The organism is Saprospiraceae bacterium (genome assembly GCA_016715965.1).
Taxonomy (GTDB): Bacteria; Bacteroidota; Bacteroidia; order Chitinophagales; family Saprospiraceae; genus Vicinibacter.
In genome coordinates, this window is record JADJXG010000001.1 from 3,555,096 (window position 1) to 3,573,235 (window position 18,140).

Annotated in this window: 14 protein-coding genes; 9 read left to right on the plus strand and 5 right to left on the minus strand. The window is 38.2% G+C overall.

Annotated elements, in window-relative coordinates; all coding sequences use genetic code 11:
* The first annotated feature begins 67 nt into the window (after window positions 1-67).
* The 5 genes from IPM48_13810 to IPM48_13830 are packed head-to-tail and all read left to right on the plus strand — an operon-like array spanning window position 68 to window position 7,809.
* Complete coding sequence (locus IPM48_13810; GenBank protein ID MBK9272659.1) at window positions 68-1,960, plus strand: tetratricopeptide repeat protein; 1,893 nt, start codon at window positions 68-70, stop codon at window positions 1,958-1,960.
* A gap of 29 nt (window positions 1,961-1,989) precedes the next feature.
* Window positions 1,990-3,642, plus strand: coding sequence for a DNA repair protein RecN (gene recN / locus IPM48_13815; protein ID MBK9272660.1), 1,653 nt, complete (start codon window positions 1,990-1,992; stop codon window positions 3,640-3,642).
* Between the two features lie 31 nt (window positions 3,643-3,673).
* Complete coding sequence (locus IPM48_13820; GenBank protein ID MBK9272661.1) at window positions 3,674-4,477, plus strand: SDR family oxidoreductase; 804 nt, start codon at window positions 3,674-3,676, stop codon at window positions 4,475-4,477.
* A gap of 1 nt (window position 4,478) precedes the next feature.
* Window positions 4,479-5,897, plus strand: coding sequence for a choice-of-anchor B family protein (locus tag IPM48_13825; GenBank protein ID MBK9272662.1), 1,419 nt, complete (start codon window positions 4,479-4,481; stop codon window positions 5,895-5,897).
* A 4-nt stretch (window positions 5,898-5,901) separates the two neighbouring features.
* Entirely contained in the window at window positions 5,902-7,809 is a 1,908-nt protein-coding gene (locus IPM48_13830) for a hypothetical protein (protein MBK9272663.1), read from the plus strand.
* A gap of 8 nt (window positions 7,810-7,817) precedes the next feature.
* Here the strand turns inward: IPM48_13830 and IPM48_13835 are convergent, their stop codons facing one another.
* From IPM48_13835 to yaaA, 4 genes are read right to left on the minus strand one after another with little or no spacing between them, the layout of a single operon-like run.
* The gene (locus tag IPM48_13835; protein ID MBK9272664.1) at window positions 7,818-8,705 is read right to left on the minus strand and encodes a hypothetical protein; all 888 of its coding nucleotides are present in this window, start codon (window positions 8,703-8,705) and stop codon (window positions 7,818-7,820) included.
* Window positions 8,699-9,052: a hypothetical protein gene (locus tag IPM48_13840; protein MBK9272665.1), complete on the minus strand. Its 354-nt coding sequence runs from the start codon at window positions 9,050-9,052 to the stop codon at window positions 8,699-8,701. Before IPM48_13840 ends, IPM48_13835 begins: the two co-directional genes overlap by 7 nt.
* 4 nt (window positions 9,053-9,056) lie before the next feature.
* Window positions 9,057-11,465 (minus strand): penicillin acylase family protein, encoded by a 2,409-nt coding sequence (locus IPM48_13845; GenBank protein MBK9272666.1) that lies wholly within the window; start codon window positions 11,463-11,465, stop codon window positions 9,057-9,059.
* Between the two features lie 13 nt (window positions 11,466-11,478).
* On the minus strand, window positions 11,479-12,276 hold the full coding sequence (gene yaaA, locus IPM48_13850) for a peroxide stress protein YaaA (protein MBK9272667.1): 798 nt from the start codon (window positions 12,274-12,276) through the stop codon (window positions 11,479-11,481).
* 186 nt (window positions 12,277-12,462) lie between these two features.
* Between yaaA and IPM48_13855 the strand changes: the two genes are divergently transcribed.
* The 3 genes from IPM48_13855 to IPM48_13865 are packed head-to-tail and all read left to right on the plus strand — an operon-like array spanning window position 12,463 to window position 16,441.
* Window positions 12,463-14,259 carry a DUF1800 domain-containing protein gene (locus tag IPM48_13855; GenBank protein ID MBK9272668.1) on the plus strand — a complete coding sequence of 599 codons (1,797 nt, stop codon included), beginning with the start codon at window positions 12,463-12,465 and terminating at the stop codon, window positions 14,257-14,259.
* Window positions 14,260-14,266: 7 nt separating this feature from the next.
* Window positions 14,267-15,679: a DUF1501 domain-containing protein gene (locus tag IPM48_13860; GenBank protein ID MBK9272669.1), complete on the plus strand. Its 1,413-nt coding sequence runs from the start codon at window positions 14,267-14,269 to the stop codon at window positions 15,677-15,679.
* 12 nt (window positions 15,680-15,691) lie between these two features.
* On the plus strand, window positions 15,692-16,441 hold the full coding sequence (locus tag IPM48_13865) for a T9SS type A sorting domain-containing protein (protein ID MBK9272670.1): 750 nt from the start codon (window positions 15,692-15,694) through the stop codon (window positions 16,439-16,441).
* 68 nt (window positions 16,442-16,509) lie between these two features.
* Here IPM48_13865 and IPM48_13870 read toward each other — a convergent pair whose 3' ends face one another.
* The gene (locus IPM48_13870; protein ID MBK9272671.1) at window positions 16,510-17,094 is read right to left on the minus strand and encodes a YceI family protein; all 585 of its coding nucleotides are present in this window, start codon (window positions 17,092-17,094) and stop codon (window positions 16,510-16,512) included.
* A gap of 135 nt (window positions 17,095-17,229) precedes the next feature.
* Between IPM48_13870 and IPM48_13875 the strand changes: the two genes are divergently transcribed.
* Window positions 17,230-18,051 (plus strand): class I SAM-dependent methyltransferase, encoded by an 822-nt coding sequence (locus IPM48_13875; GenBank protein MBK9272672.1) that lies wholly within the window; start codon window positions 17,230-17,232, stop codon window positions 18,049-18,051.
* Window positions 18,052-18,140: the final 89 nt, after the last annotated feature.

Here is an 18,140-nt window from a genome sequence, read left to right on the forward strand (position 1 = left end):
CAAATGGAGGCTTAAAGTAGCCCCAATAATAAACAGAAAAAGTCTAATTTTGTCGCTGTTAGGATATATGGCTAAGCAAAAACATACCAAAAGACCGGAAAAAATTATCCAAATCAAGGATAATACACCAGCTGCAACTGAGCTATCAAAAGGTCCAAAATGGCTTATATGGCTTATCTTGTTGATTTGTTTTGGGGTTTTTAGCCCCAGTCTTAAAAATGACTTTGTCAATTGGGATGATGACCGAAATGTGTATGAAAATCCGCTGATTGTAAATCAAAAAGAAATACAGCATAAAAAAATATTTTCGACACCTGTCATTGGGAATTATAATCCATTAAGCAATTGGACCTTTGCGGTAGAGTACCATTTCTTTGGAATGAATCCAAAAGTGATGCATTGGACCAATTTGATTCTCCATTTAATTTGCGTTTTCTTTTCTTTTAAGATACTACAAAATCTTGGGCTTAAGCCGTGGTTTGCTGCCTTTGGAGCCTTGCTTTTTGCCATTCATCCCATGCGGGTGGAATCTGTGGCTTGGATCACTGAGCGCAAAGATGTATTGTTTGCTGCATTTTTTCTACCGGCATTTTATTTATACCTACAAAAATTGGATAGACCCAAATCCATATCAATGGTATGGATTTTTCTCTTGTTTGCCATTGGTCTTTTTGCTAAAATACAAATGGTTTCTTTACCATTGGCCATGTTGACTGCTGATTATCTCAAAGGTCGTCCGTTAAAATGGAATTTAATCACAGAAAAGTGGATATTCCTATTTGGCTCTTTGGCTTTCGGATTACTTGGCCTATATATTCTCAGGCAAGAGGGATCGCTGGAAGCAAATCAAACCCATGCAGGAATACTCAGAATATTTATCGGCTGTTACAGTTTTTTGACTTATCTTATTAAATGGCTGATACCATATATGAATGTTCCACTGTATCCTTATCCCGAAAAGCTTACAATTTGGCACTATCTATCCTTGCCAGGTGCACTGGTTGTAGCGTTTGGTTATTACCTGGCTTTTAGAAAAAAAATGACTCAACTGTTTTTTGGCCTGACTTTTTTTCTGGTCAATGTATTTTTTCTGCTTCAATTTTTGGGTGCGGGTCAGGGCTACCTTGCTGACCGGTTTACTTATGTCGCCTATTTGGGATTGTTCTTTGTTATGTCCTGGTATATGCAGAAATGGTGGGAGCAATTTCCTCATCTTCGATCTTTTTTAAGAGCTGGAATTGCATTTTACCTTTCGATTTTTGCCATACTTAGTTACCGGCAATGTAAGTTTTGGAAGAATTCAGATACATTATGGACCCGTGTCATTGAATACTATGATAATACTCCTCTGCCATTCAACAATAGAGCAAATTATTACAGAGATTTAAAACAATTTGATAAGGCATTGGCCGATTACAGTAAAGCTATTTCGCTGAATGCAGGACACGCTACGTTCAATAGCCGGGCAAAATTATTTTTTAACAGAAATGAAGATCAAAAAGCGATTGAAGACTACAACATAGCCATTCAGAAAAGCCCGGGCACAGCTGAGTATTATACCAACAGAGGAGCAGCCTATGCAAAGTTGAATCAATTGGATCAGGCTTTGGTGGATCTTAACAAAGCGGTGGAACTGGATAAAGATTGGAAAGTGGCATATCTCAACAGATCCATTATTTTTCAAATCAAAGGTGATTTTGCAAATGCGCTTGCAGACATTGACAATTACCTCAGGTTAGAACCAAACAACGCTGATTTGTGGTACGAAGGTGCAAGATGTCAAAGAATGCTAAATAATTTGCCGAAGGCAATCGAATATTTCACCACTTCGATACAATACAATCCCAAATTAGGATTAGCTTATCTTGAAAGAGCCAAAACCTACGAATCAATGGGACAAGTCGAAAAAGCCCAGAATGACTATTTAGAAGCTGGTAGGCTTGGGGTCAAACAAAATTAATAAACACTTTAAATTACCCTAAATAGAATATGTTAAAAAGTATACGCATTAAAAATTATGCCATTATCGATCATCTCGAAATAGAATGGCCTGAAGGATTTACTGCAATTACCGGCGAAACCGGGGCGGGTAAATCCATTCTGATTGGTGCCTTGCAATTTGTGTTGGGAAACAGAGCAGATGTCAAAGTATTGCGAAATCAAAATGAAAAATGTGTGGTTGAAGTTTGTTTTTCCCTAAATAATGAAATTCAAAATCAATTGGATATTATTCTGGAAGAAAAAACAGATGGCGAATTAATATTAAGAAGAGAAATAAATCCAGCTGGAAAATCAAGAACATTTATAAATGACACCCCTGCCCTTGTACAAAATATACAAACCGTTGCGCCGTTTTTGATCAGTATTCATCAACAGTTTGATCAACTGGATTTATTAGAGGAGGCCAAGCAATTTGAATTATTGGATAGCTTCTCACAACTTAAATCTGAATTTATAAATTATAAAAAGAATTATTCTCAATATCTAATCCTGTGCAAACAAATTGATGAATGTACCCATAAACTTAACGAGCACTTGGCCGAACAGGATTTTATTCAATTTCAATTTAATGAACTAAACCAGGCTCAATTAAACCCAGATGAATACAAACAATTGGAAGATGATTTGAATATTGCTTCTAAATCAGAAGTAATCATTCAAAATATACAACAAATTAATATACTATTAGAGTCAGAAAAAGGCATCATTGATCAGCTGCAGGAAGTTACCCAATTGCTTAAACCAATAAGAATTGAAACACAGATTGAAGAGTTCTACCAGAGTTTTATCCAAATGAAGGAGGAAATAAGAGAATTGACCCATAGTTTGGAGAAATTTAAAGATAGAATGGAATTTGATCCTTCCAGACTTTCACAAATGCAGGAAAGATTTGATCAACTAACCCGTCTACACAACAAATACCGTGTGACATCGATTGAGGGGTTGATTGAGATAAAAGATCAGTTACAATCCAAATTGAAAGGATATGGGGAATTTGAAGACAAGCTTAAAACACTTGAGCTTAACAAAAAAGAATTGGAAACAGAATTAATTGAGCAAGCTTTATTACTCAGAAAAGGCAGATTAAAAAATAGTACATTCCTAAAAAAAGAAATTGTCGATCTACTTCATCAACTTGGAATGGAGCATGGTCAGTTTGAGATCAATTTGACTGAACTTGATCAACTTAACCAATTTGGCATGGATCGGTTGGAATATTTATTCTCTGCCAACAAAGGCTCTTCTCCAAAGGCTATTAAAAATCAAGCTTCTGGGGGAGAAATTTCAAGATTAAATTTAGCCATTAAATCAATTGTTGCTGCCAATTCGCATTTACCGACCTTGATTTTTGATGAAATCGACAGTGGAGTATCCGGACAAATTGCCCTTCAAATGGGAAGTATATTAAGGCAAATGGCAGAGCAACACCAGCTTATTACCATTACGCATTCCGCCCAAATAGCCTCACGGGCAGAGCATCATTTTTTTGTTTATAAGGACAGCAAGGCTACGACAACCAATACCAAATTAAAACTGTTAAACAATCAAGAGAGATTGACAGAAATTGCAAAAATGCTCAGTGGAGATCCTCCGACAGTATCTGCCATAAAAAATGCCAAAGAGTTAATCGCGTTACAATAACCATTCAATTGATCTATAAAATTTTTAGAATATGTCACATCAACTATTAGCTGGAAAAAGAGGCATCATCTTCGGAGCTCTTGACGAACAATCCATTGCATGGCATGTCGCGGAGAAATGTGTTGAGCAGGGAGCGAGAATCAGTCTCACCAATGCTCCGGTGGCTATGCGCATGGGGAAAATTTTTGAACTTGGTACAAAACTGAATGCTGAGGTGATTCCTGCAGACGCCACTCTTTTGGAAGACCTGGAAGCGCTTTTGCAAAAATCCATGCAGGCATTGGGGGGTAAAATAGATTTTATTCTGCATTCCATCGGAATGTCATTGAATGTCCGCAAAGGCAAAAGTTATACCGACTTAAATTATGAATTCATGCAAAAGACTTTTGACATCTCTGCCATATCTTTTCACAAATTAATGCAAACAGCGTATAAGTTGGATGCAATTGAAAATGGAGGTTCAATCCTTGCATTAACATATATTGCAGCACAAAGAATATTTCCGGATTATAGCGAGATGACAGAATCAAAAGCACTTTTAGAATCTTTTGCAAGAAGTTTTGGTTATCACTATGGAGTACATAAGAAAGTTCGGGTAAATACAATCTCACAATCACCTACTTGGACCACTGCCGGTTCTGGAGTAAAAGGATTTAAAGAATTTTTTGATTATGCGGATAAAATGAGTCCCTTGGGTAATGCTTCAGCCGATTCCTGTGCAGATTATTGTGTGGTCATGTTTTCTGATTTGACCAAAATGGTAACGATGCAAAATTTATACCATGATGGAGGATTTTCATCCATGGGTATGAGTCCAGCACTTTTAAATCTATAAAATGAAATTATTTTATTTATTGCTATTATTCTTCTATCAAACTGTATTGGGTGCTCAAGCTGTCCAACTAGAATTGCTAGGACATTGGAGGGATCCTGAGATCGTTGGGTCGGCTGCATACAACAATGCATTTAATGAGGTGTGGGGTGTTTGGGTAGATGGTCGTGAATATGCTGTGATAGGCTCCACCTACGGTAGCCATTTTATCGATGTCACAGAACCGCAAAATCCAGTGGAGGTTTACAGAGTAAAGGGGGGATCTTCAGGAACTCATATCATCCACAGGGATTTTAAAACCTATCAATGTTATCTATATGCGGTTTGCGATGAAGGATCGTCCAGTACATTGCAAATCATGGATTTGAGCTACCTTCCCGATAGTGTACATTTGGTTTACAATAACAATTCCCTTTTCACCAGATCGCATAATATTTTCATTGATGTGCCAAAAGCGCGTTTGTACACAAGCGCGGAAACAGGTAACTCTGGAAGGTTTGCACTTGGTTTATACGACATCTCAAATCCGGAAAATCCAAAATTTCTCAATCACTATTCACAATTTGGTAACATCGAAGCTGGCCATGTGCACGATTGTTTTGTAACCAATGACACGGCATATCTAAATTGCGGAAATGATGGTTTTGCTGTGATGGATTTTAGTGATTACACTGCTCCAAAGAGTTTGTACACATTGACTCCTACTGAATATCCACACAGCGGTTATAATCATTCAGGATGGCTTACACCGGATGGTACACGGTATGTAATGGCAGATGAAACACATGGAGCTCCTATGAAATTAATCCACTTTGGTGATTGGTCTAAAATAAAAATCAGCGCTTTGATGGGAATCATCCGCGATGACAAAGAAATTCCCCATAATCCTCTGATCAGCTGCGACTATGCTTATATTGCCTATTATTATGATGGACTACAGATCTATCGAATCACAGATCCACAGAAAGTAGAAAGGTTATACCACTACCCTACCTCAAAAATTGCAAATAGAAAAAGTTATGAAGGTGCGTGGGGTGTTTACCCATTTTTACCTTCGGGAAATATTTTAGTCGCGGATATGCAAACAGGTCTCTATGTCATTAAAGGAATTGAAACGCCATGCAACATTTCCAAGACATGTCAAACAATCAGCAGTTCAGATCCTATTCTCAATGAATCAGATCTCCTTACAATATATCCCAATCCATCAAACGGTATTTTTAATATTCAATCCAAAGAAAACATCATTGCAATAAAATTATACGATTTGGCTGGTAAAGAAATCTATCTTTCCACTTCAAAGCCAAACCACCAAGTCAGTCATTTGGTTGAAATACCAGACATTCAAAGTGGCTTATATTTTGTTAAAATCACTCTTGAAAACAACCGTACCATCCTCCAAAAATTGCTTATTTCACAATAATTGAATGGTCCGAATCAATCCCCTGCTCTTTGTAATCCCTTTCTTGTATAGCAACCTCAATCTGGGTCAAAACATTGCAACAGACTCTGTAGGATTAAGTACACAAGACTCGCTAAAGAATATTCAGGAAAACGCCCCACTTCAAATGACAATTCTTTTCGCTGATAAATTTCACCCGATGCAACCGCAGGAATTTGATTGGAAGAATTTAGATACACTTGAATGGTTAATTTCACCCTACCGAACCCCAGGTTATATCCAAACCAATAATTTTGGGTCACCACTTCAGACGTCCAGAGACCAATTGCAATTTAATGGGCATATGGATGAGGGATATCATATTACAGATCTTGGTCATCAACAGGCAGATCGTTTACTAAAAATAAGAAGCAATAAACCATTGACAGAATTACTACTGGAGCAATCCCTGTTTCCTGGCAGTTCTCAGTCAGGGCTCATCAATAATTTATCCATACATACCCTGATCAGCATTCCATTTAGAAAGTCTTTCCACTACAATTTTTATTACAACAGAATCAACTATAGTGGGATATACACCAACAATCAAAACTACATAAGTTCTTTAGTCAGCACACTACATTGGGAAGGAAAAACCCATCATCGCAAAGTGGAATTTAACATCGCATCGAACACTGATAAATTGCAGTACAACTTTGGAGTGAAAGATCCTAATCAACTCACCGATCCGCGGTATGCTTTAAGAGAGTCGGTTCCTGTATTTAGCAGTTCTGCAAATTCAAGATTAAAAAACGGTCAAATTGGATTGGTTTACTTTACTGATTTATTCCAAAGAAAAAATAGAATAATTCACCCTTCAGTGAATATAAGTGCTTATTATCATTATAATACAATTCAGTTTATAGACAACAATCCCAGCAACATACTGGAAAAATACGGAAGAGATTTTTACAATGATAGTTTGTCCATCCATCGCTATGTTTCAAATCACGGATATTGGTCAGCTGCCAACATCCATCTATTAAAACATCGATTTGCCAATATAAGCACAAACATTCAATATGATTACAACCGTGTTTTTTTTGATAGTACTACCGAACAAAAAATTCTATTTACCAAATATGGCTTTCAATATTCTACTAGCTTCTCCAAATTTAATCTATCTGCTGAAGGTCAGCAGATCCTACAAAACAAAAGAAATGGATACCTGGCGAATTCAAAACTAAAATACACTTTAAAAGATTCTTCTACCATTTCTTTAAATTTTTATCTCGAATCCAAGATACCAAGCTTGCTGGAACAGACACTACATGTCAATGGCCGATTAATATGGCAGAATGATTTTCAAAATACAAAAAGTGAAGAAATAAAAATTGAATACCAGTCATCTAAATCAAATTTGCCATCTTTCTTTTTTAGAGCGGTTTGGATATCAGATCTTATCTACCTGGACAGCAATTTAATTTTCCGGCAGACGAAAGAAAATATTCGGCAGATCAACATCAGGGGAAGTTATCTATTTAAGTTTCGTTTTCTCAGATCGGCCCATCAAATCAACTTACATTGGGTACAACCAGATCCTGCTGGCTGGACTGGTTTGTTCACGACACACGATATGATGTTTCGATTGAAGTTTTTTGGTAGGTTCAGTAAGATCGAATTCGGCCCCAATCTTCAAATTTTTCATAACAATCACCGTCTTGGATTCCATCCGTTGTCAGGACAATATTATCGGAAGGACAATGTAGTTCAAGCCAGAACTAACTTCATCTTAGGTGCAAGTATTGGGATTTTACTGAACGATTTTGAAATTAAAATTCAACTGGAACAGTTAGATTCTTTCTGGGCCGACAGAACACATACTTGGGTCGAATCTTATCCGTTGTATGATTTTGGCATCCGTCTTGGAATCAAATGGAAATTGGTAAATTAGTATTCAAATCAATACAATATCCGATTAAAATATCGACGCAATCCTAGATTTGCAGTTATTGCTTTTTTATCATCAATCCGGTACAAGGAGGAGATCAATTCTAATTCCCAGGAACGGAAGCAAAAAAGTTTGTATCCCATTCCCAATTGAAAATGAATCGACTGAATGATATCCGATTCGTTTCCAGACACAGTTTCAAATACTGAGTGCGCCAGAACTGGATTTATTTGAGTCAATAAATACAAGTAGTTTTGCTTTCCCAAAAATATTCCTGGAAGAAAACTGACTGGAATGCCGTAAGTGGTATAATGAGTTTTGGTGTTGGAAAAACTGGATCTACTTATGTTTTCAATTCTGATACCTATATCATAAAAGAAATTAAAGCGTTTCATTGTTCTGTTGTGAAAAATCTGGGTGTACCATCCAAGGCCATTCCAATCCAAAAACCCGCGATCAAAATGTTGTTCCAGTTGGTTACCCAAAGGAATTCCCAAAGCATGCTGCGCCGTCCATTTTCCCGATTTACTCATTCGATGGCGGATCAGCAACTCTGCCCCTGTCAAACCATGTCTGGCATAATTTCCCATATTGTCCAATGCATAATTTCTAAAGCCAAAAGCATCTTTTAAACTTAAAGAATCGGCTTTTTCTACCATCCGATATCTCAATCTGACTCCTATATTAACGTCATTGGAAATACCCGCCATGAAATCAAAAAAGCTGGTATTAAACAAATGGTTTTTTTGATTGGAGTTTTCCAAATACACATTGCAGAAAACTCTAAAATCAGATTGTGAGCGATCGTACAACATGGCAGATGGATTTGCATTTTGTGCGGTGCAAAATGTCATACAACCATTCCACAAAACAAATAAATATATAAATTGTCTTACCATAACTGTCTAATCGAACTGCCTGCCAAAGCACCTAATCCTGCAGTAATTCCTCCAATCAATCCAGTCACCAAAAAAAGCTGATTCATGCTCAAGCCCATCAACAATTCACCTACCATAATCAAAAGATCTGAACCCGATGAATTCTGAATACCCTGGCTGATAAAATACCAAACAGGTGTTGTGACAATAAGTGCAAGAGAAAATGAAAATCCAAGGCTTAGACGAAAAAAAGCGCTGAGCAAAAATGAGAAAATCATCAATACCCACCACGGAAAATACACCCCACAAAAATAAGCCGAAAGCAATAAGCAAAATGCATAAATTAATTTATTGTACCTGGTTTTCATTTCTTCAATTTTGATTTTGTAATCTAGGGTCCTCGTCATTCTCTAAAAACAACAATTCATAATAACGTCCATTGAGCCAATGCTCCATCATCGATTTGTAGTGTTTTGATCCAGGTCTTCCATCCTGACCACCGGGATAAACTCCATAGGCTTTCGGTCCATCGTTTGTCAACTCTACCGCCATTCTCCAGGAAGGACCAAAAGTTTTGGCATGGGCATTCAAGACATCTTTTGTACCGCTTGCAGACAGAAAATCGATACCAAATCCAGGCAATCTTCCCAAATGTGAAATCACCGCGGCTTTGTATCTGCCCCAATTGATGGTTTGACTATTTGGTTCTTCACTTATAAAAGTTTCCAAAGAATCATAACTCATCGCAATGAGATCCGATAAAGATTCTTCTCGAGGAGTAGAAATCAAATCAAAGTATTTTAATTGTTGCTTTTCTTTCATCAGCCTGATGGTCGTTTGATCAGAAGGCAATGCGGTGTATTTGTGTATAGAATCTGTCAATAATTCATCCCACACCATTTGGTGCAGTTTTTTAAACCAATAATCAAACAAAACTGGGGCCTTCTGCGTAGAATCATACCGAAAATTCCAATCCCTCAAAATTTTCAAGAGAGGTCTTTTTGCGCTGACCAGTGTATCCAGACATTTGATTAAATCAGGTAGAATGGTCTCGGCTTGCAAGCTGTAATTGTCCAACTGCAAATCTCTCAATTCTTCCAAGGTCCATTTGGATTTCTGGTCCAAATAGCGATTGAGAATACTACCCCGGTAATCTCGGAAGTCACCATCACAATAATAGACAGGGAAAGTTTGGTCAGTGGATTTCTGATTGGCGGAAGAAATAAAACCCCTTAAAGGATTTTTTGTAGCTGGATTGAAATGGTTGGGTAAAAATCCTTCCCATGAAGAAGAAGTTTTCGAACCATCGGAGACAAAGCGACCCTGATTTTTAATTTTTAATGGCATGTTTCCTTGTACTGTCAAAGCGTAATCACCCTCTCTTGAAATAAAGGCAAAATTTTGGGCAGGATAAGGAAACTTTGAAATTGCCTCCCTATAATCCTCGTAAGACTTGCCCTTGTTTAGATCTTTGAACACGTCAAGCTCACAAAATTCTGAGGGATAGGAAATGATCCAATGCATCGCAAGTCCTTTCTTTGGATGATCAGGGAACTGATAGACCACCGGACCCCAATGAGTCATCCTTACGGAATCAATAATTTCCTTACTCATTCCTTTGACCAAATATTTTTCGATTCGATAAGTAGCCTGTTTCCATTCGCCATCAAGAAAATAATACTCCTGAGTAGAATCTTTCCATTGTACCGAATACCAATCCATGACATCCCATCCTGCATTTGTAATGCCCCAGGCGATATCACGATTGAATCCTATCACTACTCCTGCAATGCCAGGAAAAGTGACTCCATACACATTGAGTTCGGGAGTAATAATTTGTTGTTCGTACCAGATGGACGGCAGAGTCAATGAAAGATGTGGATCATTGCATAGGATTGGATTTGCAGAATGTGATTTTTGCTTTCCAATCGCCCAATTGTTGGAACCAAGACCTGACTCAGCACGTTCCGTCGAAAAAGGAATGACACCAAGTGCTTCCGGCAATTGTGAACCCGATCTACTCAATAAGGTATCGATCTGAAAGCCCCAATTTGTTCCTTTGGGAATGACTGGATCTGTCATAGCATCTTCTTCAGGAAATAACAAATTAAAATCCTCTTTAAAAAAATTCAATGCATTGCTCAATTCGATGTCCTTGTCACGTCCACAAAGAACTTCTGCCATTGATTTGTGAAACAAAGATGAACGATATGGAGACCATGGACGAGGGGCATCGTTCATCACCTTGTATTCAATGGGATAATCTGATGGATCCAATTCAGAAATATACTGATTGATTCCGGAAGTATAAGCTTCTACAAGGGAATAGGTTGAGGGAAACTGTTTCCATACTTCAACACTTTTTCGCGCTGATTCAGCCAGCCCTTTCCGCCGCTTGTTTTTATCAAACTCCAAAGCCATTTCTCCAACAATTTCACTGACCCGTCCTTCAGTGGCCATTGTCGAAAAATCCATTTGCCAAAGTCTGTGCATGGCGTGGATATAGCCTTGAATAAAATAGGCATTTTCCAGATTGTTTGCTGCAATATGTGGCACCTCTCGATCGTCAAACCACCATTTACCCTTGGCATCCAGTGATCCGGATTTCGGTCGGACGGGCACGCTGCTTAATCGGACATTTTGCCAAAACCCTTGCGAAATACTGAAAAAAGGACCAAGCTTTGGAAGAAATTTCCCATTCAATTGCCAGCTGTGTTCCAGACAGAATACCCAAAACAAACAGCAAAATAAGCTCCAAATAAAAATGACGTATTTTTTCAATGAATGATTTTATTTATCGAACAAAAAAGAAAGATTCTTCAGTAGATAGTTTATCCTCAAATTGATAATTTTCAATATTAAAAGCCATCAAATCGGCAATGGATTTTGCATTTCGCTGGCACATATCTCTCACCATGAGTCCTCTTGCCCGTTTTGCATTGTAGGATAAAAACTGCAATTTCCCATTCCTCATTTCCCTAAAATGGATTTCCACCACAGGTACCAAAATTTTTTTAAAATCAATCGCAGCAGCATATTCCTGAGAAGCGAGATTGATCAAAACTTTGGATTTGGATTCAGACAAATCCTGATTCAACAAATGCGTCAATGACTCTTTCCAAAATGCGTACAGGTTTTTCTTTCGTTGGACGGCGACATTGACACCCATTTCCAATCGATATGGCTGTATAAGATCCTGAGGTCTCAACAAACCATACAGACCAGATAAAATTCTTAAGTGATTACAACAATAGCTCAATTCCTTTTTCTGAAGGCTATGGGCATCCAATCCGCGGTACACATCTCCAGTAAATGCAAATAGGGCTGGTCTGGAATGGGCTGGATGCATTTCATGAGTCATCTGCTGATAACGCATCACATTCAGCTCTGCCAGTTTGGGTGATATGTCCATGAGTTTTTGCAAGTCCCTGCTTTTCTTTTTTTTCATCAGTGTCACAATTGCCTGAGATTGTTCCCAGCAGCGAGGTACAGATCTTTCAATTTCTGTATGAGGTTTGATAAAATCAAGGTCTTTGGAAGGAGAGACGATTGCGATCATGGTCCTGTGTATGGCAATGCATAGATAAGCCATTTTTCATTAATTGTTTGTAAAATATCACAAAAAATGGTTGTTTCTCAAAATCTTAGAATTAAAAATGGAGAATATTCAAAAACTAAGGGAAAACCCTGAATTTTTGATTACTCTGCTCTTTTCTTAAATGCTCATGCAAGATTTTCCTACTTTTGAAAGTCCTTTCAGTTATATAAAACCAAAAAGATGAAATTTTTAAACAGAAGCTGGATCATCCTTTGCTTTCTTCTCTTTCTATTAAAGAATTATGCCCAGCCTATCATTCTGGGTGCCGGCAAAAATCCTGAGGTCAAAATACAATCCAGTAGTGACTGGAATCCCCCTTTGTGGAGCCAAAGTGCCACCTCCCAGAATGTTTTTGACGGTTCTGGATTGAACTTCGATCTATACAATGCCAGCCGTTTTCTTTATCAGGCCACATTAGGAGCCGATTTGATGGAGGTTAAAAGAACCGCCAACATGGGTTTTGAGGCCTGGATTGATGAGCAGTTTGCCATGAAACCTGAACTTCTCTCCGATCAATTGGAAAAAGTGCTTGAAGAGGTGGTGGATTGGCATTATGTAAATGGAGGAGACTCCATGGACGAGCCAGACTATTTTTATGCGCTTTATTTTAATTATGCTTGGTGGCAACATAACCTCACTTCTAAAGATAAATTGAGGCAAAGAATCGCATTGGCGCTCAGTGAAATATTTGTCATTTCGGCCAATTCTGATATAGGTGGGGTCGCCAGAGGAATGAGCAGTTACTACGATATTCTGGTGAGACATTCATTTGGGAATTTTAAAGATTTGTTGCTGGAGGTGAGTTTGCACCCCATGATGGGAGTTTATTTATCCCATCTCAACAACCCTAAAACCAATCTGATTGAAAACATTCGGCCCGATGAAAATTATGCCCGTGAAATCATGCAGCTGTTTACCATAGGATTGTACGAATTAAATCAGGATGGCAGCAGAAAAAAAGACAGTTTGGGAAGGGACATTCCCACTTATACCCAAAGGGATATCCAGGAATTGGCCAAAGTATTTACAGGGCTGAGTTTTTCCGAGATCATGCCCAACCAATGGATTGACACTGCTCAATTTGGAGTAAGCCTTTATCTGGGAATTCCAACCAAACCGATGAGAATGTTTGACAGATGGCATGAGCAAGGCCCAAAACACATTTTAGCAGGCGTGACCATTCCTGCCGGACAAACTGGAATGAAAGACATTCAGGATGCCATCGAAGTATTGTTCAAACATCCCAATACTGCACCTTTTATTTGCAGGCAGCTGATCCAAAGATTGATTAAATCCAACCCAAGCAATGAATATGTAGCCAGAATCACGAAAGTTTTTGAAAAGGATGAAAATAATCAAAGGGGGAATATGGCTTCGGTCATCAAGGCCATTTTGCTGGATGAAGAAGCACGAACTTGTGAATGGCTTCAGAGTTCTTCCAATGGCCAGCTTAGAGAGCCTCTATTGAGGTACACACACGCACTCAACGCTGTAGGTGTCGAACAATATTACGGACGTTTGTGGAACAGCAGCTATGAGTTTTTGGATCAAACCAATCAAATGGTCCTCAACGCGCCTTCTGTATTTAATTTCTTCCTGCCGAGTTTTTCTCCAAAGGGCATTTTAAGTCAAATGGGATTGCAGGGTCCGGAATTTCAGATTCATAATTCCAAGACTTCAATCGGGTTTATGAATCAGGTCAACAATTGGATGTACGATTATGCCATGTATTCATGGCTGGAAGACGATCCTGCCACATTGCTTACATTTTCTGAGTTTGAAGATTTAGCAAGAGATCCGGAAACCCTACTCAACCTTTATGACATTCTCCTTTCACACGGCCGATTATCGGACCGAACCCGAGAAATTATCAAGACTTCCCTTCATCAACTTAAAAGAGGAAATTTCAGAAATGACAGAGCAAAACTAGGTTTGTATCTTATGATGATTTCTCCCGATTATGCCATTTTAAAATAATAGAATCATGCAAAACAAACATAATTCAAGAAGAAAATTTTTAGGTCAACTAAGTTGTGCTGCCGTTGGATATACCACCATGTACAATTCAGTCTTAAGTCTTAAAGCGATCAATGCATTGGCTGCTTCTTTCAATCCACTAGATAAAGATTACAGGGCATTGGTGTGCATTAATTTATCCGGAGGTAATGATTCATTCAATATGCTGATCCCTACCGACACCAATGAATACAATACTTATAGGAACGTGAGGTCCAATTTGGCTTTGCCAAGAAATGAGTTGCTACCCCTCCAGGTGCGCAATACACCAGGTCGCAGCTTTGGTCTACATCCTGCTATGACAGGTCTTCAAGATCTATTCAACCGAAGAAAGGCCAGTTTTATAAGTAATATCGGCACATTGATAGACCCTTTAAATGCAGATGATTTCTATAACAACAACCAGATTGCGCTTCCCCTTGGGCTCTTTTCTCATTCTGATCAAAGTCAACACTGGCAGACCGGCATTCCTCAAACCCGGACCAACATTGGTTGGGCTGGCAGGATGGCTGATCTGATTAAAGACATGAATACAGAAGACAAAATATCGATGAACCTGTCTTTGTCTGGCACCAATATTCTTGAGACCGGCAATGAGATAATCGAATATGTGATTGACCCTAGACAGGGAAGTATCGGCATTCGAGATTATAGGCCAGACAATATGTACGATCAGTTTAACATCGCCAAAACACAGGCTATCGACAGCTTGCTTGCTCAACAATACCACGACGCTTTTGAAAAAACCTATATGGATGTGATTAGAAATAGCCGAGATGGTCATTTAAAATTTAAAGGTGCTCTCGATCAAGGCCCTGTTATCAATACCCGTTTTTCGGACAATTATCTATCAGAATCAATGAAAATGATTGCAAAGACTGTCTCTGTGCATGAAGCTCTGGGTTTTAAGAGGCAGGTATTTTATGTGGATTTCTACGGTTGGGATCACCACGACGAAGTACTCAACAATCAAAATGGTATGTTGGAAGAACTCTCTGCTGCCATCAGTGAGTTTTATCAGGCCACAGAAGAACTTGGACTTGCAGATCAGGTCACCACATTTTGCATTTCAGAGTTTGGCAGAACTCTGACCTCCAATGGCAACGGAACAGATCATGCCTGGGGAGGAAATGTATTTGTGGTAGGAGCTGATGTCAATGGAGGAAATATATTTGGCCAGTATCCTGATCTGGCGCTCAATTCACCTCTCAATATTTACGAAGGGACCATCATTCCTACAACACCTGTTGACAGTTATTTTGCAGAATTGGCTTTATGGATGGGTGTACAGCCCAGTGATTTAAATTTGGTGATTCCCAATATTGGAAATTTCTTTGATGTTCAATCCGGTAAAGCGCCGATTGGATTTCTCAACCTCTAATTCTAAAAAAAAATGAAAAATTCAATTACAATAATTCTCATTTTTGGTGTTTTCCAAAACATGTTCTCTCAATGCTATCCAAACCTGCATTCGACCAATTGGTTTGATGCTTGGGTGTCCTGTGAATCCAATGTATCTCCAAATCCGGTAAATAAAAATGGTCACTGGCTTTTGTTTGATCTTGGTCAAAGGTATCGGGTCCAAAGAATAAAAGTTTGGAATTTTAATGACCCATCCCAATTGGATCTGGGTGTTTCAAAGTTGAAAGTAGAATATTCTGGTAATCAAATCAACTGGTACACAAACCAGGTACTCGACTTGGAAAGAGCTCCGGGACACAATCGCTATGAAGGTATGGACTGGCAGGACTTACAAATCTCTGAGGCGAGGTATATCCTACTTACTGCCGAGGCTAATTTTGGAAAAAGTTCCTGCTATGGATTGGGAGAAGTGCAGTTTGAGGTTGAAAAATTGATCATATCCAATTTAGAAGAAGAAAACAATGCTGCCTTAAAAGTAATACCACAACCTAATCCTTTCAACCAACAGGTGTATTTGGATATCCAATTGGGTTCAACTTCTCCGGCGAGCTATCAAGTCCTGGACCTGTATGGTAAAATTTGGAAATCGGGAGATCTGGACAATGGCAACAATCACCATATTATTCGACTTATCACCGAAGATTGGCCAGCAGGCAGTTATGTCTTTTCAATTCGTCAAAACAAAGAGTCACAACAAACTCTGCTGGTAAAGATTAAATAATTACAAAAAAAAACAGACTGAAATTGACTTCAGTCTGTTTATATGGATAAATCTGATCAATGTTTATCTTACATCGTGTAGGCCAATTCTACATCCAGGATAAAATTGTTATCGATGGCTTTGTCCCCTAGATTGTCGAAGAAACTTCCACTACCATATTTGATGTCGTACTTCGTACGATCAATTATAATTCTGGCTTTTGCAATTCCTTTGTCGAGATTTGCATCAAAACTTACAGGATGTGTTTTGCCTTTTACTGTAAGGTTTCCTTCTATTTTGAAATTCTGTGGAGTTACACCAGGCATCACTTTACTAATTTTGAAACTTGCTGTTGGGTATTTGTCTACACCAAAAAAATCATCACTTTTTAAATGACCTACCAGTTTATCTCCGTATTCTCCCTGCATATCAGTGCAGGTGATACTATTCATATTCATTTCAAAATTCCCCCCAGTCAAAACACCTTTGGTGAACTCCAAATCACCACTTTTAAGTGTGATATTACCCATGTGTTGACCAGTTACTTTTTTGCCGATCCAGGTCACTTTGCTTTTACTCAAATCCACTTTTGAAAGAGTTGGTTTTACATCCAGAGTGGCCTGAATGTTGAATAGAGCAATCACTGCCCCCCCTAAAATTAAATTCTTCATCATAATAACTTGTTTTATTTAACCGACAAAACCCGATTGGGTAAAACAAAGTTTTGCAAATTGGGTTATTTTAAGAATTCCTTAAATTAGATTAAGAAAACTGCGTTAAGGAAATCTTATCATTTAAAAGTATTTAAAATGTCCAAGTCGTCCGAGCAGGAATATTTACATGGTTTTTCTGAAGAAGAACAGAAACGGCTTTTGGCACAGAATCAAGTTTTAAGTCCTGACATTTATGCCTGGCTTGACTTTGGAAGGTGTAAAAATCTACTTGAAATCGGTTGTGGCGTTGGTGCCCAAATGATTGCGATTCTTAAAAAATACCCGAATATCAAAGTGACCGGTCTAGATTTGAATGAAAAACAAATTACCAAAGCACAGGAATTTCTAAGTCACGAACAAATCGATCCTTCCCGATATAAGCTGCTTGCTGGAAATATTTTAGGGACTTTGCCTTTGGACAAAAACTTTGACGATATATTGTTGGTATGGGTTTTGGAACATGTCAAAGATCCATTCACACTTTTACAATCTGCCCATACCTATTTAAGAAAAGGGGGTAAAATTCATCTTACAGAAGTTTACAATCGGTCCTTTGATTTGTATCCAAAAAATGTAGTGGTTCAAAATTTCTGGAATAAAATGGATGAATTTCAAAATGACCTGGGTGGAAATGGTCAAATTGGATTGAGTCTAGGTAACTTGCTATATGATGTGGGTTTTGTAAAAATAAAGACGCACTCCCATCCCTTGTTTTTTGATAAAACAAAGTCTCAACGAAGAGCAAGCTTTTTAAAATACTGGACCAGTCTGATGGAAAGCAGTGCTATCACAATGATGAAAAAAGGTTTAATATCTCCATCTGATTGGGAGGATGTTAAAGAAAACATGTTAAGTCTTCAAAAAAATGAAGATGCTATTTTTTACTATTCATGGGTTCAGGCGTGTGGGGAGAAATAATTGGTTAGGATTTGTTCGAGATTCCATTCGGTTGAAATTATAATCGTAACATTGGATACGGATTGATTTCAATGGAAACTAAGATTTAC